A 15,990-nucleotide genomic window follows, 5' to 3' on the forward strand; every position below is an offset into this window, starting at 1 on the left:
GGCTCTTACAAAGCAGATGTCGGCGGTTCGAAACCGTCCGCGCCCACCAGGACGAAGGCCCCCAGCCGATCATGGCTGGGGGCCTTTGACATCTCCTTCTGGCACGCAGATCGGGTAGGGGAGCGTCACCGCGGCGGCAGATGAAGCGGCTCGTGGTGGTGCCAGATGAGGTAACGGTCTTCGCGGCGCAGTTCGGCGGAGCCCCACTCGATCCGCATGACGCCCTGAGCCATGGAGCAGGCGTAGGCGACGAGCACGAGCTTGGCGTCCCCTGACAGCTGGGCGAGGTCGGGATGAGGTGCTTGCTCGTCCAGCTCGTCGAGGCCCAAGTCGAAGGCTTGTTGCCTGGGCTCGGGGCCGTGCCGGCGTATCAGGTCGGCGCGGAAGCCTGTGGCGCGTCGCAATCGCGCCGCCGTGACGGGGACGTCCTTCTTCGCGTAGCGCAGCGGATAGATCACATGGTCGCCAAGGACAATGAGCGTTCGTCCCTGTAAGCGCACAGGCTGGGCCGCGGGGAGTGGGGCGAGGCCGACTTCCAGTTCCTCGTACTGGGCGGCGTACAGACCGTGCCCGTATGCCTCCAGGGTCTGGGTCTGCACTCCCTCGTGGCCGTTACGGGCTCGGGCATGGGCTCGAATCAAGCTGGCTGGGATGATGTCGGCCAAGGGCCCTGCGGCGTCACCGAAGGTCTTCTCGGCCCACCCTGTCACGGTTGCCATGGTCTACCGCCCTTCCCCCTTGTGGCACCTGAGTGTCGAGCAGCATTCAACGAAACCGTGCAGGCTGGGTGAGAGCTGCGCAAGAGGGCATACGGCGCACGATGCCGTGTATCGGGGCGCCGGAAGGCAGGCAGGACCAGGCTGCCAGGGGCTCAGTCACGATCGGGCGACTCGCAAAGCAGATGTCGGCGGTTCGAAAGCATCCGTGCCCATCAGGACGAAGGCCCCCGCGCCCTCTCGCTGAGCGGCTTTTGACTCCTCGACGAGCCCTGCGGCCAATCTCAATCGCGGGAGTTCACTGATCGGGTCGCTGGCTCAGATCGCGAAACATCAGAACCTGCACGTCGTGAACATGGGACGAATCACCTGCGGTCATCCTTCGCTCCATGCCCCACTCGAAATAGAAGCCCTCCCCGTTTTCCTGCACGCAGATCGCCCGCATCGTGTACCCGCCCGGGCTGGCCTCCCTGAAGGGCCGGAGCCATCTTTCGGATCCGCCGAGCTGGGAAACCACGCGCTCGCATGCCGGTGGCGCCGGAGGGGTCGTGCTGTCGGGGGCGAGCAGTTCGATCCCCGTGAGCCCCACGAACAGTGTCACCACCAACGAAGGAACAGCCAGGCACTGGACTGCCACGTCGTTGGCGGCCTTCAGCTTGGCTCGGAACGACCCGGCCTCAGAGGTTTCCAGGCGCAGGCCGCCACCAGCCGAGAACAAGGGGAACGGATGCAGGGTGCCCGAAGGTTCGCTATGCCATTCCCTCCCCGAGGAAATCTCGTTGGCGATACTGAGAGACCACCGAAAGCTCAAGTCCAGGTAGCTGAGAATCCGTCCGATGCGCCCACTGTTGCCACTGGGGATCCAGAGGTGAAATTCGATGTCGGACAGCGCGATTCCGGAGAAGCGCTCATCGATGCGCCCACCTGCACTGTTCAGGTCTTCACTGAGATTCTTCCAGTCCTCTGATGTGAAGATGTGCATGGCTGTCACCTCGCTTCTCAGGACAGTGGCTCACGGGCGACGCCGCCCCGCACCTCATGACGGTCTGGTGGGGTGAACGTGGCACGTCTTCGCCGGACGGGCCAGCTCACCGGGTGATCCTCGGGCGCGTCGGGATTGCGGTGGGGCCTGGGGGCGCTGTCGATACTGCGCGCACGGGACGTGGGCGGTCGGTTGCGCGGGTGCGGGTCGGTGTGGTCGCCGGGGTCGTGGCGCTCGGGGTTCTCGCGGGGGCCGGCACGAGTGCCGGCGGCATCGGCAGCGGCGAGCTGCTCTCCCGGGACGCGTACGAGGAACTGCTCGACCCCGGGACCGTCGGCCTGGGGCGGCCGACGAAGACGTGCCCCGAGACCGTCTGCCTCGCCCAGACCCGTGCCACCCACTACGGGATGGGGCTGCTCCTCCTCGGGGACTGGGTCTCCCAGCACCCCTCTTCTTCGGCTACACCGCCGCCCAGGCCTACCTCCCCTCCCAGCGCCTGGCCATCGCCGTCTCCACCACCAAGGGCCCAGGACCCCCGGCGGCCACACCGCCCACACGATTGCCCAGCGCATCGCCGCCGCCCTCGCCCCCGGCCACCCGGTCCCCGACTTCGGCTGAGGGAGGGGAGGGGAGGAGAGGGGAGGGAAGGGAGGGAAGGGAGGGAAGGGAGGGCAAGCCGGGTAGAGGGGCTTGTCGGTCAGGACAGGAGCAGGAAGAGGGCCAGCGCCACCACGAGCGAGTCGATGCGGTCCAGCAGGCCGCCCGAGCCGGGGAGCCAGTGGCCCGCGTCCTTCGCCCGGGCGCCCCGCTTGACCATCGACTCCAGCAGGTCCCCGAGCGGGCCGCCGATCGCCACGGCCACCGCCGTCTGCCAGGACAGGGACGACAGCACGGCGAGCGACAGGACGCCGGCCGCGGCGCCGGCCAGCGTGCCGCTCCAGCGTTTGGCGGGTGACAGCGGGGAGAGCCGCGGGCCGCCGAAGCGGCGGCCGGCCGCGTACGCGACGACGTCGGCGACCGACACGGCCACGAACAGGACGAGCCCCACCGCCCCCGCCGTGACCAGACCGGCCAGGGCGCCCAGCCACACCAGACCGAGGAGGCCCGCCCCCAGGCGGCGCAGCCCGTGCTCGGCGTCGCCCGACAGCAGGGGTACCCCGGCGATCGCGAGCGCCCCGATCGCGGCGACCCGCGGCACCTCCCCGGGGGCCAGCCAAGCGGTCAGGACGAGCCCGACGACCGCCGCGCCGAGCACCGCCCGGTCCAGCGGGCCCAGCCGCAGCAGCCCGCCGAACTCCGCCACCGCGATCACCCCGACCACGGCCGCGAGCACCGCGATCCCCGGCGGCCCGAGCCAGAACGCGCCCGTCACCACCGGTACGCCGAGCGCCCACGCGCACCAGCGGACCATCAGCTCACGCCGCCGGGTCGCCGCCACCGCGAGTCCGCCGAGCGCTAGGGCCCCGCCGAGGTACGGCACGAGGCCGGGGACCGTCGTCATCGGGAGGACCGGTCGGCCGCCGCACTCGCCGGGGCCGTGTCCCGCGCCCGCAGCGCCTCCAGGGCGCTCCGGCACGCCGCCACGATCCGTGCGTTCTCGGCCGTGTCGCGGACGGCGACGCGGACGGTCCGCCCCTCGTACGACGGGGACATCGGCGACAGGTCCCGCAAGTAGACGCCGTGGCCCCGGCACGCGCGCACCAGCTCGGCCGCGCTCGGGCCGCCCCGCGGCAGGACCACGCCGAGGTAGTTCGCCACCCCCTCGTCGACCGCCTCGAATCCGTCCAGCTCGGCGAGGCCGGTGGCGAGCCCCCGCCGCAGCTCCGCGGTCCGCGCCCAGCGCTCCGCGTAGTACCCGGGGTCGCGCAGCGCCGTCACCGCGGCCAGCTGGGCCGGCAGGCTCACCGGCCACGGTGGCGTCCAGCGGCGCAGCTCCCCGGCGGTGGCCGGGTCGGCCACCAGATACGCGGCCCGCATGCCCGACAGCGCGTACATCTTCGAGAGCGACGTGCACACCACGACCCGGGGATCGGCCGAGGCGAGGCCGGCCAGCGACTCCGTGGGGTCGACATAGCCCAGGTACGCCTCGTCGATCCACCACCGGGTCCGCGCGGGAGAGGCCTCGATCACCGAGCGCAGCGCGTCGGCGGGGGTGTGGCGGCCGGTCGGGTTGTTCGGGTTGACCACCACCACGAGGTCGTACCGCCCGTCGGCGGTCGCGGCGGCGAGCCGGGCCGGATCGAGCCGCCAGCCGTCCTCCGGGCGCAGCCGCAGCCGGTCCACCCGGCAGCCGATGACCCGCTCGGTGACATGGGCGTACTCGCCGTAGCCCGGGTCCAGGAGCAGGACCCGGCTTCCCGGGGTCAGCCACCGGCCGAACGCGCGGAAGATCAGGTCGGACGAACCCGCCCCGACGACCAGCGAGTCCACCGGCAGCCCGCGGGCCGCGGCGATCTCCGCGACGAGCCCTTCCGCACCCGTCGGCGGCGAGGTCCGCGCCGACCACCCCGGGTCCTCCGCGAGTACCGCGCGGACCCGCGGGGACGGCGGGAACCAGGCGTCCAGCACGTCCGCCGCGACCACCTCGTGACGGCGTTCCAGCGTCCGGAAGTCCGTACCGATCGCGGAGAAGAAGGCGCCGCCGTGCTCGCAGCCGTCCGCGCGCGGCGCGAACTCCGTGTCCACGCGCCAGTCGAGGCCCGCGCGCAGCCGCTCCAGGGTCCGGCCGTGGCGCTCCCGGACCGTCCTGGCCAGCTCGGCCACGGAACCGCTCAGCACCTCGAACGAGACCGCCCCCGAGCGGACCGTCCGCCCCACCGGCCGCAAACCGGCGGCGAGGTACATGTCCAGCAGCTCCGTGCGTCCCATCGCCACGACGTCGCGGCCGCCCCGCGCCGCGACCCAGCGCAGCGCCGCGTACATGAGGAGCGGCGCCGCCGTGGTGGAGCGCCAGCGCTCCTCCACGGTCAGGACGCGGATCTCGAACGGCTCCTTCTCCGACAGGACCGGCAGCTCCTCGCGCGTCAGGTACTTGTCCAGCGCGTAGCGGCCGACCCACGGCGGGGTGAGGCTGACGAAGCCGATCCGCGTCTCCCCCCGCGCGGCCACGAGGTACACGTTGTCCCCGTCGAGCCCGTCGCTCAGCCGCCCGGACGGATGCGCCGGATGCTGGCCCAGCTCCTCCGCGTACACCCGGTGCCGCAGCTCGTGGATCCAGTCGAAGTCACCGGGCGTGGCGGTGCGCAGCTGTACGGCGTGGGTGTGGTCCATGAGCGTCTCCCCCAGGTGGCTCCGGCGTTCGGTCCCCAGCATGGAGACGCCCGATCACCGGCACCTGAGTACGTGTACTCACTTCGGTCTCCGTGCCGGGGCGGGGAAAGCACTGGTGGGCGAGCGGGACCGCGGGTGATCATTCCCGCCATGAGTGACCGACCCGATCGCTGGACCCGTGCCGACGTCTACCCCGACATGTGGGTCGACCCCGATGACGACCCCCGCAACACCGAGAAGGCCGGCCCCGAGGGCGAGCGCGCCACGCTGCTCGAGTTCCTCGCGGACTACCGGCTCACCCTGTTGATGAAGTGTCAGGACCTGGACGCCGGGCAGCTCGCCCGGCGTTCCGTGCCCCCGTCGACGATGTCGCTGCTCGGGCTGGTCCGGCACCTCGCCGAGGTCGAGCGCGACTGGCGGAACTGGATCGTCGACGGCGAGCCGCTGCCGAAGCTGTACGGCCGGCGGAACGGGGACTTCGACGGGGCCGTCGCCGATCAGGCGGTGGTCGACGCCGCCTACGCCGATCTCGCCCGCGAGCAGGCCGCGACCGATGCCGCGCTCGCCGCCCGTCCGGATCTCGGCGAGCGCGTGGGCGAGGACGGCTCCTCGGTCCGGGAGCTGATGGTGCACCGGATCGAGGAGTACGCCCGGCACTGCGGCCACGCCGACCTGCTGCGCGAGTGCGTCGACGGGCGGGTGGGGCAGTGAGGTGAGCCCGGTTCAGCGGGCTCTTCTCGACGTGGCCGCGTGAGCGGCCAGTGCCAGCACGCTGAGGCCGAACATCAGCACGCCCAGCGGCACGTGCACCTCCGGTACGTGCGCGATGCCGAGCACGACCTGCGCCGAGGCCAGCAGCAGGAAACCGCTCGCGTACAGGATTGGGCGCGGGCCGCCGCCGCCCGGCCGCCAGGCGAGGACCGCGGCGAGCAGGTACAGCATCGACGCGCCGTACATCACGCGCGCCCCGATGCCGTGCAGCAGTTCGCCGTACGAGGTGGCCAGCAGCAGGCCCGCCGTGGTCGCCTGGAGGAAGAGCGTGACGGTCTGCAGGGCGACGGAGACGCGGAGGAAGGTGAGGGTCCGGGCGCTCGGGCGGGCCGGGTGGGCCTGGGGGGTCGCTGCGGTGGTGGGTGCGGTCATCGGTCGGTCCTCTGTTCTGCCTCGTGGCGGTGGTGGCGATGGAGGTCGGTACCCGGCTCGGTACCTTCTCGGTAGTTCGACGACGCAGCGGTGCGGAATGTGAGGCGGGGGACGTGACGGGGGGAAACGGGCTGTTCGGAGGCGGGGTCGGGGGCGGGGCCGGGGCTGGGGCCGGGGGTGAGGTGCGGCTGCTGCTCGGGGAGCGGCGGCGGCTCACCGATCTCGCCTACCGGCTGCTCGGGTCGCTCGCCGAGGCCGAGGACGCCGTCCAGGAGACGTACGCCCGCTGGTACGCGATGCCGCAGGAGCGGCGGGAGGCGGTGCGGGCGCCGGGGGCCTGGCTGACCACCGTCGCCGGGCGGGTCTGCCTCGACCTGCTCGGCTCGGCGCGCGCCCGGCGCGAGCGGTACGTCGGCGCCTGGCTGCCGGAGCCGCTGCCCGACCGCACGGAGGGGGACGGCCGTCCCTCCGAGCTCGCCGACCCCGCGGACCGGGTCACCCTGGACGAGTCGGTGCACATGGCCTTCCTCGTCGTCCTGGAGTCGATGACGCCGGCCGAGCGGGTCGCCTTCGTCCTGCACGACGTCTTCGCGTACCCCTTCGGCGAGGTGGCCGAGATCGTCGGGCGGACGCCGGCGGCCTGCCGCCAGCTGGCCTCCTCGGCCCGTCGGCGGGTGGGCGCCGCCAAGGCTCCCGCCGGGCCCGCGGCGGCCGGGCAGGCCGGTGTCGTTCGGGACTTCAAGGCGGCGTGGGAGGCCAAGGACATCGAGGCCCTGGTCGGGCTGCTCGATCCCGAGGCCGTCATGACCGCCGACGGCGGCGGCCTCGTCGGCACCGTGCTGCGGCCGGTCGAGGGTGGCGGGCGCATCGCCGACTACCTGCTCTTCATCGCGGGCAAGGCGCCCGGGCTGCGGCTCCTGGAACGGTCGGTCAACGGCCGGCCGGGCCTGGTCGCCCAGGCCGGCGGGGTCACGGTCACCGTCGCCGCGTTCGACCTCACCGACGACGGCCGGGTCGGCCGCATCTGGGTGGTCCGCAACCCGGAGAAGCTACGCCCCTGGACGGGGGAGTGAGCCGGGTTGACGCGCGGTCGGGTGCGCCGGTGTACTCCCACGCATGGAACAGGTGGGGGACGCGCCCGAAGTCGGGGCGCAGAGCGGTGAGATGACGCCGCGGACGTACGTGGAGACCCGGCTCGCGCAGTACCAGGAGTGGTACGACCTCAAGGCCACGAAGATGAAGGCGATGCATCTGCGGATGCGTACCGTCTCGGTGGTCGGGGGCGCGCTCGTGCCCGTCCTCGTCAACCTCGACCTGGGGTTCGCGCGGATCGCCGCGACCGTGCTCAGCCTGGTCGTGGTGGCGTCCGTGTCACTGGAGAGCGTCTACCGCTACCGGGAGCAGTGGAAGAACTACCGGTCGACCGAGCAGCTCCTCGGGCACGAGCGGGTCTACTTCGCCGCGCGCGTCGGGCCGTACGACCGGCTCTCGGACCGGGACTCGTTCACGACGCTGGTCGCCCGGGTGGAGAAGGCGATCGCCAGCGAGAACTCGGCGACGCTGAACGTCATGACGCTCGGCGGGCAGGTCAGCAGCGAGTTGCAGCAGTACGGGCTCCCCCCGCAGCGCGAGGAGAGCCCGTCGGGCCCGTCGGTCCCGGACCGGTCGGACGGCCAGGCCGGGCCGAAGGGTCCCGCCGTCAGCACATGACGGAGTCGACCCGGGTCGAGTTGTACGAGCAGGTGTCGATCCTCGCGCCGTTCGCCTTGCGCAGCGTGGCCGTGTCGCGGTCGTTGTTCCAGACGTACGCGCCGCGGCCCTGGTAGAGGTTCGCGGCCGTGTTGGTGCCCCGGCCGGTGCGGACGGTGACCGTCTTGCCCTTGCCGAGGGTGAAGTTGCCGAAGGTGTACTTGTGGTTCGACGCGTCCGTCAGCGTCCAGCCGCGCAGGTTGACCGCCGCGCCGGTGGTGTTGCGTATCTGCACCCACTCGGCGTTGAGGCTGGCGGTGCTGCGGGTGTCCGAGCCCGGGCTGTCGTAGTAGATCTTGTACAGGTGGACGGAACCGGCCGCCTGGGCGGGGGAGGGCAGCAGGAGCAGGCCGGCTGCGGCGGCCGCGGCGGCGGCCACGACGGTGCGCGTACGGAGCATGGGTGTCCCTTGGCGTGGTGGGGCGGTTGCGGTGGTGACGGGCCGGGCCCGCCCCTACGGGCGCCCGGCGCCGACACAGAATACGCACGGTCTTCACAACTTCCGCACCGTGTTCCGGAAATGACTGCCGGTCGGCCGGAAGTGGTCCCTAGGCTGGCCCCATGGGCAGCTCCCTCCGCATCACCGTGCTCGGCTCCGCCACTCCCTACCCGCGGCCCGGCAACGCCTGCTCCGGGTACCTGCTGGAGTCGGGCGGCGGCGACGAGCACGGAGGCCGTCCCGTCCGCGTCTGGGTCGACGCGGGCAGCGGGACGCTGGGGGAGCTCCAGCGGTACGTGGGGCTGGGCGGACTCGACGCCGTCTGGATCTCGCACCTGCACGCCGACCACTGCGCCGATCTGCTCACCGCCTTCTACGGGCTCCGCCACGCCGACGTCGAACGGCCCGCGCCGCTGCCGCTCTTCGGGCCGCCCGGCATCGCCGACCGGCTGGCCGGGTTCCTCACCAACGGACCCGCCCGCAGCCCCGTCGAGAGCGCCTTCGCCGTCGAGGAGCTGTACGACGGGCACGCCGTACGGATCGGCGGGATCCGGCTCCTGTCCCGCGCCGTCGAGCACGGCGGGCTGCCGGCCTTCGGCCTGCGGGCGGAGGGCACCGACGGCGCGGGTGGAGTCGACGGCGGGGGCGGAGCCGACGGTGCGGGTGGAGTCGACGGCGCGGGCGGCGCCGTCCTCGCGTACTCCGGGGACAGCGGGCCCTGTGCCGCGCTCACCGAACTCGCCCGCGAAAGCGACCTGTTCCTCTGCGAGGCGGACGGCGAGGGGCCCGGCCACCTCTCCCCGGAGCAGGCCGGCCGGGCCGCCGCCGAGGCGGGTGCCGCGCGGCTGCTCGTGACGCATGTCGGGCCCGCGATCACTCCCGGGGCGGCGACCGCGCGGGCGGCCGCCGTGTTCCCCGGCCCGGTCTCGTACGCGGAGCCCGGGCTGGGCCTCGACGTCACGCGTCGAAGTCGTACTCCAGGACGTACGACGCCGAGTCCAGCGTCATCTCGTTGAGCTCGACCGGAACTCCCGCCTCGGTGAGGGCGGTCCGGCTGATCAGGATCACCGGGGTGCCGAACTCCAGCGACAGGCGCGCCGATTCCTCGGCCGTCGGCATCCGGCAGCGGATCTCCTCGCGGAAGTGCACCGGCCGGTGGCCCAGTTCGGTCAGCCGGGCGTAGGTGCCGCCGGGGCCGGTGTCCGGTTCCGCGATCGCGGTGCCCTCGGCGAGGGCCGCCGGGAGGTACGAGACGGAGAACAGCACCGGCTTCTCGTCCAGCACGAAGCGCCTGCTGCGCACGCAGACCGCCGCGTCGGGCGAGGCCAGGTCGAGCACCCGGGCCACCCGCGCCCCGGCCGGTGCCGCGGCCCGGACCTCGATCTGGTCCACGAGGAGGGACCGGTCCTCGATGTCCGCCGACCAGACCGAGCGGCCCGCTCCCCAGTGGGCGTGGGCGAGCCGCGGGATGCCGCGGCGGCGCAGCGGCCGGAACGTGCGGACGAAGACCCCGGCTCCCTTGCGGGCCTCGGCGAGGCCCTCGTTCCGCAGGACGGACAGGGCCTGGCGGGCGGTCATCCGGGCCACGTCGTAGGTGGACATCAGATCGTTCTCGCCGGGGAGGCGGTCGCCCGGCGCGAAGTCACCCGACTGGATCGCGGTTCTCAACTCATCGGCGATGCGCTGGTACTTGGGCCGACGACCGCTGTCCTGGTCAGTCATGGGTGGACCACTCCCTTCCGTCTGCGGGACACCCTACGGCCCGGTTCTCCGAGGTGGTGTACACCTGTGCGCCGTCCCGCCCCGCCGATCCATCCTTCGGGGGACATCTCTAGAGATGCGTTGACAGAGAGGGGTCACAGGGCTTCTCTGGGTGTATCTATCTGATCTCTGCCAGATCTCTGCCAGCTCTCTGCGAACCGGGACGGAGGCCATGCGTGCAGCCCGTGCCCGAGGTCGGTGACCTCGTCCGTGATACCGCCACCGGGCGGGTCGGCTTCTACGTCGACACCGTCTCCGGCCGCTTCCTCATCCGGCCCGTCAACGGCGGCTGCGCGTGGGAGGCCGAACCCGTGGACGTGCAGCTCGCCACGCCCATGCGGGAGCTGCGCGCCCGCGCCGCCGAGATCAACGCGCGGAGCAGGCGCAGCCTCGGCGGCTGAGCGGTGGGCCGACGTTGTCGGTGGGGCGCGTCACACTGGAGGCATGTGCCGCAGCATCAAGACCCTCCGACCGCCGGCCCTCCCCGAGGAGGCCACCGAGGACGACATCCGCGCCGCCGCCCTGCAGTACGTCCGCAAGGTCTCCGGCTTCCGGGCGCCCGCCGCGCACAACCGCGAGGTGTTCGACCGGGCCGTGGACGAGATCGCGGAGGCCACCGCCCGCCTCCTGGACGGCCTGGAGGTGCGGGGCAGCCACGCGCACTCCCACGCGCACCCCCACCCGCATCCGGACGGGCGTCCGCGACCGGCTCGCGCGGTGGGCGCCTGACCTCCGCGGGGCCGCTCCGCTCAGGCCGCCGTCGCGGGGGCCGCGGCCGGGCGGCGTATGACGTAGGCCGCCACCCCGCCCGCCAGGAACAGGGCCAGCACCGGGACGCAGGCGCCCAGCCAGGTCGCGCCCAGCCAGCGGCCGCCCAGCCAGCCGAGTCCGACGCTGTACGTGGCCCAGGACGCGGCCGCCAGCGCCGACCAGGGCAGGAAGTCCTGGAGGCGGCGGCCGGTCGCGCCCGCGCCGAGGGAGACCACCGAGCGGCCGGCCGGGGCGAAACGCGCGAGGACGACGAGCAGGCCGCCGCCGCGGGCGAGCGTCTCGCCGAGACGTTCCTGCGCGGCGGTCAGGCGGCGGGAGCGGGCGACGGCCCGGGCCAGCCGGGACCCGCCGCTCCTGGCCAGGCGGTACGCGAGGAGGTCGCCGAGCACCGAGGCGGTGGCCGCGCAGAGCAGCAGGGGGAGCAGGGAGGGGGCGTACCCGCCGGTCGCGGCGCCCGGGGCGGCGGCCACCGAGGCGGCGGAGGAGGCGGTGGCGGCCGTGACCACCAGGATGCCGCTCGGCAGCACGGGCAGCAGGACGTCGAGCAGGATCGACGTCATCACCGCCGCGTAGATCCACGGGCCCGAGGTCAGCGCCTGCAGTGACCACCCCGTGCCGTCGAGCACGTTCACAGCGCCAGAGCCTACGCGGGGGCGCCGGGGGCCGGACCGACCGGGGCCGGGAACCGCTGCTGCGGCTCCCGGCCCCGGGGATTCCCGTGCACGCGCCGGCGTGATGCTCCGGCGCGTCGCGGCGCGTTACGCCGCGACCGTCGGGCGCTTCTCCTCCGCCGGCCGCCCGGCCTCCGCGCCGCGCGCGCCGAAGAGGCGGTCGAGCGCCAGCGCGCCCGGCCCGGTGAAGACGAGCAGCAGGAAGGCCCAGCAGAACAGGGCCGCGCTCTCGCCGGAGTTCTGCAGCGGGAACAGGCCCTCGGGCTGGTGGACGTCGAAGTACGCGTACGCCATCGAGCCCGAGGCTATGAACGCGGCGCTGCGCGTGCCCACGCCCAGCAGGACCAGGGCTCCGGCGACGAGCTGGATGACGGCCGCGTACCAGCCCGGCCAGGCACCGGTCTCGCCCACGGTGCCGCCGAGCACTCCGAAGAGCGAGGCGGCGCCGTGGCAGGCGAAGAGCAGACCGATGACGATCCGGAACAGGCCGAGGGCGTAGGGCTGCGCCTGATTCAGGCGGCTGGCAAGGGTGTTCATGTGGGGGGCGCTCCTGTGGGGACGGCGGACCGGAGCCCTCAGGTTAGGCACCCCTCACTAGTACTTGCAACTTCAACATTCCACTCCGTGAGACCGCGTGAGACGGCCGGAGGGTCGTCGGGGGCGGTCGCCGGGGCGTTCGTCGCGGGTCAGCAGCCGTTGAGGGTGGTCTGGAGCGCGCTCTTCTCCGCCGGGTCGACGCTGAGGTTCCAGTAGTACTTCACGTGCACCCACATCCGGGCGTACGTACAGCGGTACGAGCTGAGCGGGGGCATCCACTGCGCCGGGTCCTTGTCGCCCTTCGCCTGGTTGACGTTGTCCGTGACCGCGATCAGCTGGGGGCGGGTCAGGTCGTTGGCGAAGGACTGCCGCTGGGCGGTCGTCCAGGAGTTGGCGCCCGAGCGCCAGGCCTCGGCGAGCGGGACGACGTGGTCGATGTCCAGGTCGGAGGCGACGGTCCAGGTGGCGCCGTCGTACTCCGAGAACCAGCTGCCGCTCACCGACGCGCAGGCGGCGTCCGTCACCACGTTCACGCCGTCGCGCTTGAGGACCACCTCGCGGGTGTTGCAGGTGCCGGACTGGGTGATCCAGTGCGGGAACAGGTCGCGGCTGTAGCCGGTGGTGGAGCCGGCCGCCGTGACCGTCAGGGCGGCGAGGTAGGTGCGGGCGGTGGCGGCGCTGACCGGGGTGGGCGGGGCGGCCTGGGCGGCCGGGGCGGTGGCGAGCAGGCCGGTGAGGGTCAGCGCGGCGGAGGTGGCGAGGACGGCTATTCGACGCGCGTAGACACTGGCGGCGGACATGCGAACTCCCTTGAGGTGGGGGGACCGTGGCCGCGCCAGGCCCCCGCGTGGGTGTGGGTGGGCGCCGGCCGGCCCGGTCATCGTGACCTCGCCGGGTTTCCGTGAGGGGAGCGCCAGGTAACAGGGTGGCGACATGGGCACGTCACATCAAGGGGTTGACGGAGCGGCAGTTCCCTTGCCGGGCCCTAGGGTTGGCGCGTGCTCGTGGACGTGAATGTGACCTTCGGGGCGGTTCTCGCCGTTCTGCTCGCCCTCGCCGCCGGGGTCGTCGCGCTGGCCCGGCTCGGCCGCGCCCGCGACACGCTCGTCGCAGGAGCCCGCGCGGCCGTCCAGCTCGTGGCCGTCTCCCTGGTGATCGGGTGGGTCGTCCGCTCGGTGCCGCTGCTGGTCTGCTTCCTGCTGCTGATGTACGCGGTGGCGGTGCGCACCGCGGGCCGGCGGATCGTCCCGGCGCCCGGCCGCGCCTGGCGGTGGGCCGCGGTCCCGATCGCGGCGGGCGTGGTCCCGGTGGTGTCGGCGCTCGTCCTGACCGGTCTCGTGCCGCCGCGCGGCATCACGCTCGTCCCCGTGGCCGGGATCCTCATCGGCGGCGCGCTGACGGCCACCGTCCTCGGCGGGCGGCGCGCCCTCGACGAGATCCGGGGGAGGTGGGGGGAGGTCGAGGCGGGCCTCGCGATCGGCCTGCAGGAGCGGGAGGCCCGGCTGGAGGTGGCCCGCGAGGCGGCCTCGGACGCGCTGCTCCCGGGCATGGACCAGACGCGGACGGTCGGCCTCGTCACCCTTCCGGGTGCCTTCGTCGGCATGCTCCTGGGCGGCGCGTCACCGCTGCACGCGGGCGCGGTGCAGCTCTTCGTCCTGGTCGCGCTGCTGCTGGTCCAGGCGGTCGCGGTCGCGGTGACGCTGGAGCTGGTGGCGCGGGGGAGGCTGGTCAGGCCGTAGGTCGGGTCTTTCGGATCAGGCCGGATCGGCCCGCGGCCCTGCGGGCGGACGGCGCTGCCTTCCGGACGCGACCCAGAGGGCCCGGATCCCGGGATCCGGGGACCGGGCCCGGTGTCGCTCTACGCGAAGGTCAGCGTGATCGTGCCGTCGGGGCCCGGTGCCGCTCTATGCGAAGGTCAGCGTGAGCGTGCCGTCGGGGCCCGGCGCGACGCTCAGCCGGGTCAGGTCCTCGACGTGCGCGTCCGGGGCGAAGGCGGCGGCGCGGGGGCCGACGCCCACCACGCGCATGCCGGCCGCGCGGCCGGCCTGGATGCCCGCCTCGGAGTCCTCGAACACGACGCAGTCCTCGGGGGCGAAGCCCAGCTCCGCCGCGCCCTTCAGGAAGCCCTCCGGGTCCGGCTTGCTCGCGCTCACGCCCTCGGCGGTCACCCGGGTCGCCGGCATCGGCAGCTCCGCCGCGCCCATCCGCGCCTGGGCCAGCGCCTCGTCGGCGGAGGTCACCAGGGCGTGCGGCAGCGTCGCGAGGGCGGCCATGAACGCGGGCGCGCCCGGCACCGGAACGACCCCGTCGAGGTCGGCGGTCTCCTCCGCGAGCATCACGCGGTTGTCGGCGAGGTTCTCCTCCATCGGGCGGTCCGGCAGCAGGACCGCCATCGTGGCGTACCCCTGGCGGCCGTGCACCACCTTCAGCGCCTCGACCGGGTCGAGCCCGTGGCGCTCCGCCCAGCGCCGCCAGCAGCGCTCCACGACGGCGTCGGAGTTGACGAGCGTGCCGTCCATGTCGAGCAGGAGGGCACGTGCGGTGAACGACGCCGGGGTGGTGGCAGTCATCAGGGATCTCCAGGAGGGGTGGTCGGAGACGAGATGAGGGAGGAGAGGTACAGAGCGGTCCCGCCCACCGGTCAGGGAGTGCGGGCGGGGCCACTTTGTTTCTCCACGATACAAAAAGGGGCCGCGTTCGCGCCACTCCGTCCGCATCGCGGGACCCGGTGCCGGTCCTCAGCCCGTCGTCTCGGCCTCCAGCGCGCGGCGGGTGCTCGGCCCGTAGACGCCCTCCGGGTCGTCGTCGAGGTACTTGTACGACTGGTAGACCTCGACCGCGCGCTGGACCTTCCTCGTGTACCTGCCGTCCTCCGGCCCGGTGTACAGCCACAGCTCCCTCAGGCGCCGCTGGAGCTCCGCCACCTCGTCCCCCGTGGAGCCCAGGCTCAGCGTCGGCCCGCCCGGGTCCTCGGTGGCCGTCGGGGCCGCCGAGGGCGCGCCGGAGGGTGCCCCGGTGGTCTTCGCGGGCGCGGCCGTCGCCGACGCCGTCGTGGTGGCGGACGCGGAGGGCGGCGCGGTCGCCGTCGCCGAGGCGGTGGCGGACGCGGAGCCGGACGGGCTCGCCGAGGTGGTCCGGGCGGACGGGGAGGCGGTCTCCGTCGGGGTGGGCGCGGTGCTCGGCTCCTCGGAGACGGCGACGTTCTCGGACGCGCTGGTGGTGACCTCGGGGACGGCCGCCCGGTCGTCCGTGTCGCTCCCGCCGATCATGGCGGTCGCCATGACCGCCGTGCCCACGACGGCGGCCGCCACGACGCCCGCGACGACCAGGGCCCGCCCCCGCCCGGAGCGCCGGCGCTCCTCGGGGGCGTACGCGAGGGTGTGCGCGATCTCCGGCGTGCCGTCGGGGCCGTGCGTGCCGTCGTTCCCGTACGCGCCGTCGTTCCCGTGCGCACCTCCGTACGCCTGCTCCGGCCCGTACGCCCCTCCCTCCGGCTGTCCGTACGCCTGCCCCGGTTCGTATGCCCGTCCCTCAGGCTGTCCGTACGCCCGCCCCGGCCCGTACGCCTGACCCTCCGGCTGTCCGTACGCCCGCCCCGCGACCCCCGGCAGGAGCAACGGCATCGTCTCGGACGGATCCCCGGCCGGGCGCGGTGCCGGGACCTCCGCCGGGAGCGGGCCCGGCAGCACCGTCGTCGGGTGCTCCGGCTCCGGCGAGTCCAGCGTCACGTACGGCCGGATGCGCAGCGGGTCGAAGTCCTCCGCCGCCGCGAGCTCCGCGGCCTGCGCCTCCGCCCGGGCGCAGGCGCAGCCAGGTCTGTGTACACCGCATTCAGGACAGATCTGTCCGGACATCGTTGGGCCCCTCCCCGGTTCAACTGCGAGCGATTATGCAGCCAGCCCGCGCCGACAGGGTGAACAGCTGTGCCCTTCCGCAGGCCATACCAGGGCA

Annotated in this window: 19 protein-coding genes; 7 read left to right on the forward strand and 12 right to left on the reverse strand. The window is 73.4% G+C overall.

Annotated elements, in window-relative coordinates; all coding sequences use genetic code 11:
- Window positions 1-125: 125 nt before the first annotated feature.
- The 4 genes from ABD981_RS28000 to ABD981_RS28015 form a co-directional block, all read right to left on the reverse strand.
- A complete protein-coding gene (locus ABD981_RS28000; protein WP_046906394.1) occupies window positions 126-719 on the reverse strand; it encodes a hypothetical protein in 594 nt (197 codons plus the stop codon).
- A 295-nt stretch (window positions 720-1,014) separates the two neighbouring features.
- Window positions 1,015-1,698 carry a hypothetical protein gene (locus tag ABD981_RS28005; RefSeq protein ID WP_046906395.1) on the reverse strand — a complete coding sequence of 228 codons (684 nt, stop codon included), beginning with the start codon at window positions 1,696-1,698 and terminating at the stop codon, window positions 1,015-1,017.
- A gap of 697 nt (window positions 1,699-2,395) precedes the next feature.
- Window positions 2,396-3,199, reverse strand: coding sequence for a phosphatidate cytidylyltransferase (locus ABD981_RS28010; protein ID WP_205628119.1), 804 nt, complete (start codon window positions 3,197-3,199; stop codon window positions 2,396-2,398).
- Window positions 3,196-4,968: a histidinol-phosphate aminotransferase family protein gene (locus ABD981_RS28015; RefSeq protein WP_046906479.1), complete on the reverse strand. Its 1,773-nt coding sequence runs from the start codon at window positions 4,966-4,968 to the stop codon at window positions 3,196-3,198. The genes ABD981_RS28010 and ABD981_RS28015 overlap by 4 nt, the downstream gene beginning before the upstream one ends.
- Window positions 4,969-5,118: 150 nt before the next feature.
- Here ABD981_RS28015 and ABD981_RS28020 point away from each other — a divergent pair, with 150 nt between their 5' ends.
- Window positions 5,119-5,679: a mycothiol transferase gene (locus ABD981_RS28020; protein ID WP_123954276.1), complete on the forward strand. Its 561-nt coding sequence runs from the start codon at window positions 5,119-5,121 to the stop codon at window positions 5,677-5,679.
- 12 nt (window positions 5,680-5,691) lie between these two features.
- Here ABD981_RS28020 and ABD981_RS28025 read toward each other — a convergent pair whose 3' ends face one another.
- Window positions 5,692-6,111, reverse strand: a complete 420-nt coding sequence (locus ABD981_RS28025) for a hypothetical protein (protein WP_046906397.1) — start codon at window positions 6,109-6,111, stop codon at window positions 5,692-5,694.
- Between the two features lie 188 nt (window positions 6,112-6,299).
- Between ABD981_RS28025 and sigJ the strand changes: the two genes are divergently transcribed.
- Together sigJ and ABD981_RS28035 are read left to right on the forward strand one after the other, a co-directional pair.
- Window positions 6,300-7,184 carry an RNA polymerase sigma factor SigJ gene (gene sigJ, locus ABD981_RS28030; protein WP_240495127.1) on the forward strand — a complete coding sequence of 295 codons (885 nt, stop codon included), beginning with the start codon at window positions 6,300-6,302 and terminating at the stop codon, window positions 7,182-7,184.
- 43 nt (window positions 7,185-7,227) lie between these two features.
- Entirely contained in the window at window positions 7,228-7,821 is a 594-nt protein-coding gene (locus tag ABD981_RS28035; RefSeq protein WP_240495123.1) for a DUF4231 domain-containing protein, read from the forward strand.
- Here the strand turns inward: ABD981_RS28035 and ABD981_RS28040 are convergent.
- A complete protein-coding gene (locus ABD981_RS28040; RefSeq protein WP_046906398.1) occupies window positions 7,811-8,260 on the reverse strand; it encodes a lamin tail domain-containing protein in 450 nt (149 codons plus the stop codon). The genes ABD981_RS28035 and ABD981_RS28040 overlap by 11 nt on opposite strands.
- A gap of 161 nt (window positions 8,261-8,421) precedes the next feature.
- Between ABD981_RS28040 and ABD981_RS28045 the strand changes: the two genes are divergently transcribed.
- Complete coding sequence (locus ABD981_RS28045; protein ID WP_046906399.1) at window positions 8,422-9,315, forward strand: MBL fold metallo-hydrolase; 894 nt, start codon at window positions 8,422-8,424, stop codon at window positions 9,313-9,315.
- On the opposite strand, the gene ABD981_RS28050 is transcribed toward ABD981_RS28045, so the two are convergent.
- On the reverse strand, window positions 9,257-10,021 hold the full coding sequence (locus ABD981_RS28050; protein WP_046906400.1) for a GntR family transcriptional regulator: 765 nt from the start codon (window positions 10,019-10,021) through the stop codon (window positions 9,257-9,259). The genes ABD981_RS28045 and ABD981_RS28050 overlap by 59 nt on opposite strands.
- Before the next feature lie 215 nt (window positions 10,022-10,236).
- On the opposite strand from ABD981_RS28050, the gene ABD981_RS28055 reads away from it, so the two are divergent.
- Complete coding sequence (locus ABD981_RS28055; protein WP_046906401.1) at window positions 10,237-10,461, forward strand: hypothetical protein; 225 nt, start codon at window positions 10,237-10,239, stop codon at window positions 10,459-10,461.
- A gap of 43 nt (window positions 10,462-10,504) precedes the next feature.
- Complete coding sequence (locus tag ABD981_RS28060) at window positions 10,505-10,789, forward strand: DUF2277 domain-containing protein (RefSeq protein WP_046906402.1); 285 nt, start codon at window positions 10,505-10,507, stop codon at window positions 10,787-10,789.
- Between the two features lie 20 nt (window positions 10,790-10,809).
- Here ABD981_RS28060 and ABD981_RS28065 read toward each other — a convergent pair whose 3' ends face one another.
- The 3 genes from ABD981_RS28065 to ABD981_RS28075 form a co-directional block, all read right to left on the reverse strand.
- Window positions 10,810-11,391, reverse strand: coding sequence for a DedA family protein (locus ABD981_RS28065; RefSeq protein WP_123954278.1), 582 nt, complete (start codon window positions 11,389-11,391; stop codon window positions 10,810-10,812).
- A gap of 198 nt (window positions 11,392-11,589) precedes the next feature.
- Complete coding sequence (locus ABD981_RS28070; protein ID WP_046906403.1) at window positions 11,590-12,039, reverse strand: DoxX family protein; 450 nt, start codon at window positions 12,037-12,039, stop codon at window positions 11,590-11,592.
- A 149-nt stretch (window positions 12,040-12,188) separates the two neighbouring features.
- Window positions 12,189-12,839, reverse strand: coding sequence for an HNH endonuclease family protein (locus tag ABD981_RS28075; protein ID WP_046906404.1), 651 nt, complete (start codon window positions 12,837-12,839; stop codon window positions 12,189-12,191).
- Window positions 12,840-13,037: 198 nt separating this feature from the next.
- Between ABD981_RS28075 and ABD981_RS28080 the strand changes: the two genes are divergently transcribed.
- Complete coding sequence (locus tag ABD981_RS28080; RefSeq protein WP_046906405.1) at window positions 13,038-13,778, forward strand: ABC transporter permease; 741 nt, start codon at window positions 13,038-13,040, stop codon at window positions 13,776-13,778.
- 165 nt (window positions 13,779-13,943) lie between these two features.
- Here ABD981_RS28080 and ABD981_RS28085 read toward each other — a convergent pair whose 3' ends face one another.
- Window positions 13,944-14,609: an HAD-IA family hydrolase gene (locus tag ABD981_RS28085; RefSeq protein ID WP_046906406.1), complete on the reverse strand. Its 666-nt coding sequence runs from the start codon at window positions 14,607-14,609 to the stop codon at window positions 13,944-13,946.
- 168 nt (window positions 14,610-14,777) lie between these two features.
- Window positions 14,778-15,893: a peptidoglycan-binding domain-containing protein gene (locus ABD981_RS28090; RefSeq protein WP_046906407.1), complete on the reverse strand. Its 1,116-nt coding sequence runs from the start codon at window positions 15,891-15,893 to the stop codon at window positions 14,778-14,780.
- Window positions 15,894-15,990: the final 97 nt, after the last annotated feature.

Source organism: Streptomyces showdoensis (genome assembly GCF_039535475.1).
Taxonomy (GTDB): Bacteria; Actinomycetota; Actinomycetes; order Streptomycetales; family Streptomycetaceae; genus Streptomyces; species Streptomyces showdoensis.

Bases quoted from the DNA above. Each gene is read 5' to 3' on its own strand.
- ABD981_RS28000 (WP_046906394.1), bottom strand. From the start codon at position 719: ATGGCAACCGTGACAGGGTGGGCCGAGAAGACCTTCGGTGACGCCGCA.
- ABD981_RS28005 (WP_046906395.1), bottom strand. From the start codon at position 1,698: ATGCACATCTTCACATCAGAGGACTGGAAGAATCTCAGTGAAGACCTG.
- ABD981_RS28010 (WP_205628119.1), bottom strand. From the start codon at position 3,199: ATGACGACGGTCCCCGGCCTCGTGCCGTACCTCGGCGGGGCCCTAGCG.
- ABD981_RS28015 (WP_046906479.1), bottom strand. From the start codon at position 4,968: ATGGACCACACCCACGCCGTACAGCTGCGCACCGCCACGCCCGGTGAC.
- ABD981_RS28020 (WP_123954276.1), top strand. From the start codon at position 5,119: ATGAGTGACCGACCCGATCGCTGGACCCGTGCCGACGTCTACCCCGAC.
- ABD981_RS28025 (WP_046906397.1), bottom strand. From the start codon at position 6,111: ATGACCGCACCCACCACCGCAGCGACCCCCCAGGCCCACCCGGCCCGC.
- ABD981_RS28035 (WP_240495123.1), top strand. From the start codon at position 7,228: ATGGAACAGGTGGGGGACGCGCCCGAAGTCGGGGCGCAGAGCGGTGAG.
- ABD981_RS28040 (WP_046906398.1), bottom strand. From the start codon at position 8,260: ATGCTCCGTACGCGCACCGTCGTGGCCGCCGCCGCGGCCGCCGCAGCC.
- ABD981_RS28045 (WP_046906399.1), top strand. From the start codon at position 8,422: ATGGGCAGCTCCCTCCGCATCACCGTGCTCGGCTCCGCCACTCCCTAC.
- ABD981_RS28050 (WP_046906400.1), bottom strand. From the start codon at position 10,021: ATGACTGACCAGGACAGCGGTCGTCGGCCCAAGTACCAGCGCATCGCC.
- ABD981_RS28060 (WP_046906402.1), top strand. From the start codon at position 10,505: ATGTGCCGCAGCATCAAGACCCTCCGACCGCCGGCCCTCCCCGAGGAG.
- ABD981_RS28065 (WP_123954278.1), bottom strand. From the start codon at position 11,391: ATGACGTCGATCCTGCTCGACGTCCTGCTGCCCGTGCTGCCGAGCGGC.
- ABD981_RS28070 (WP_046906403.1), bottom strand. From the start codon at position 12,039: ATGAACACCCTTGCCAGCCGCCTGAATCAGGCGCAGCCCTACGCCCTC.
- ABD981_RS28075 (WP_046906404.1), bottom strand. From the start codon at position 12,839: ATGTCCGCCGCCAGTGTCTACGCGCGTCGAATAGCCGTCCTCGCCACC.
- ABD981_RS28085 (WP_046906406.1), bottom strand. From the start codon at position 14,609: ATGACTGCCACCACCCCGGCGTCGTTCACCGCACGTGCCCTCCTGCTC.
- ABD981_RS28090 (WP_046906407.1), bottom strand. From the start codon at position 15,893: ATGTCCGGACAGATCTGTCCTGAATGCGGTGTACACAGACCTGGCTGC.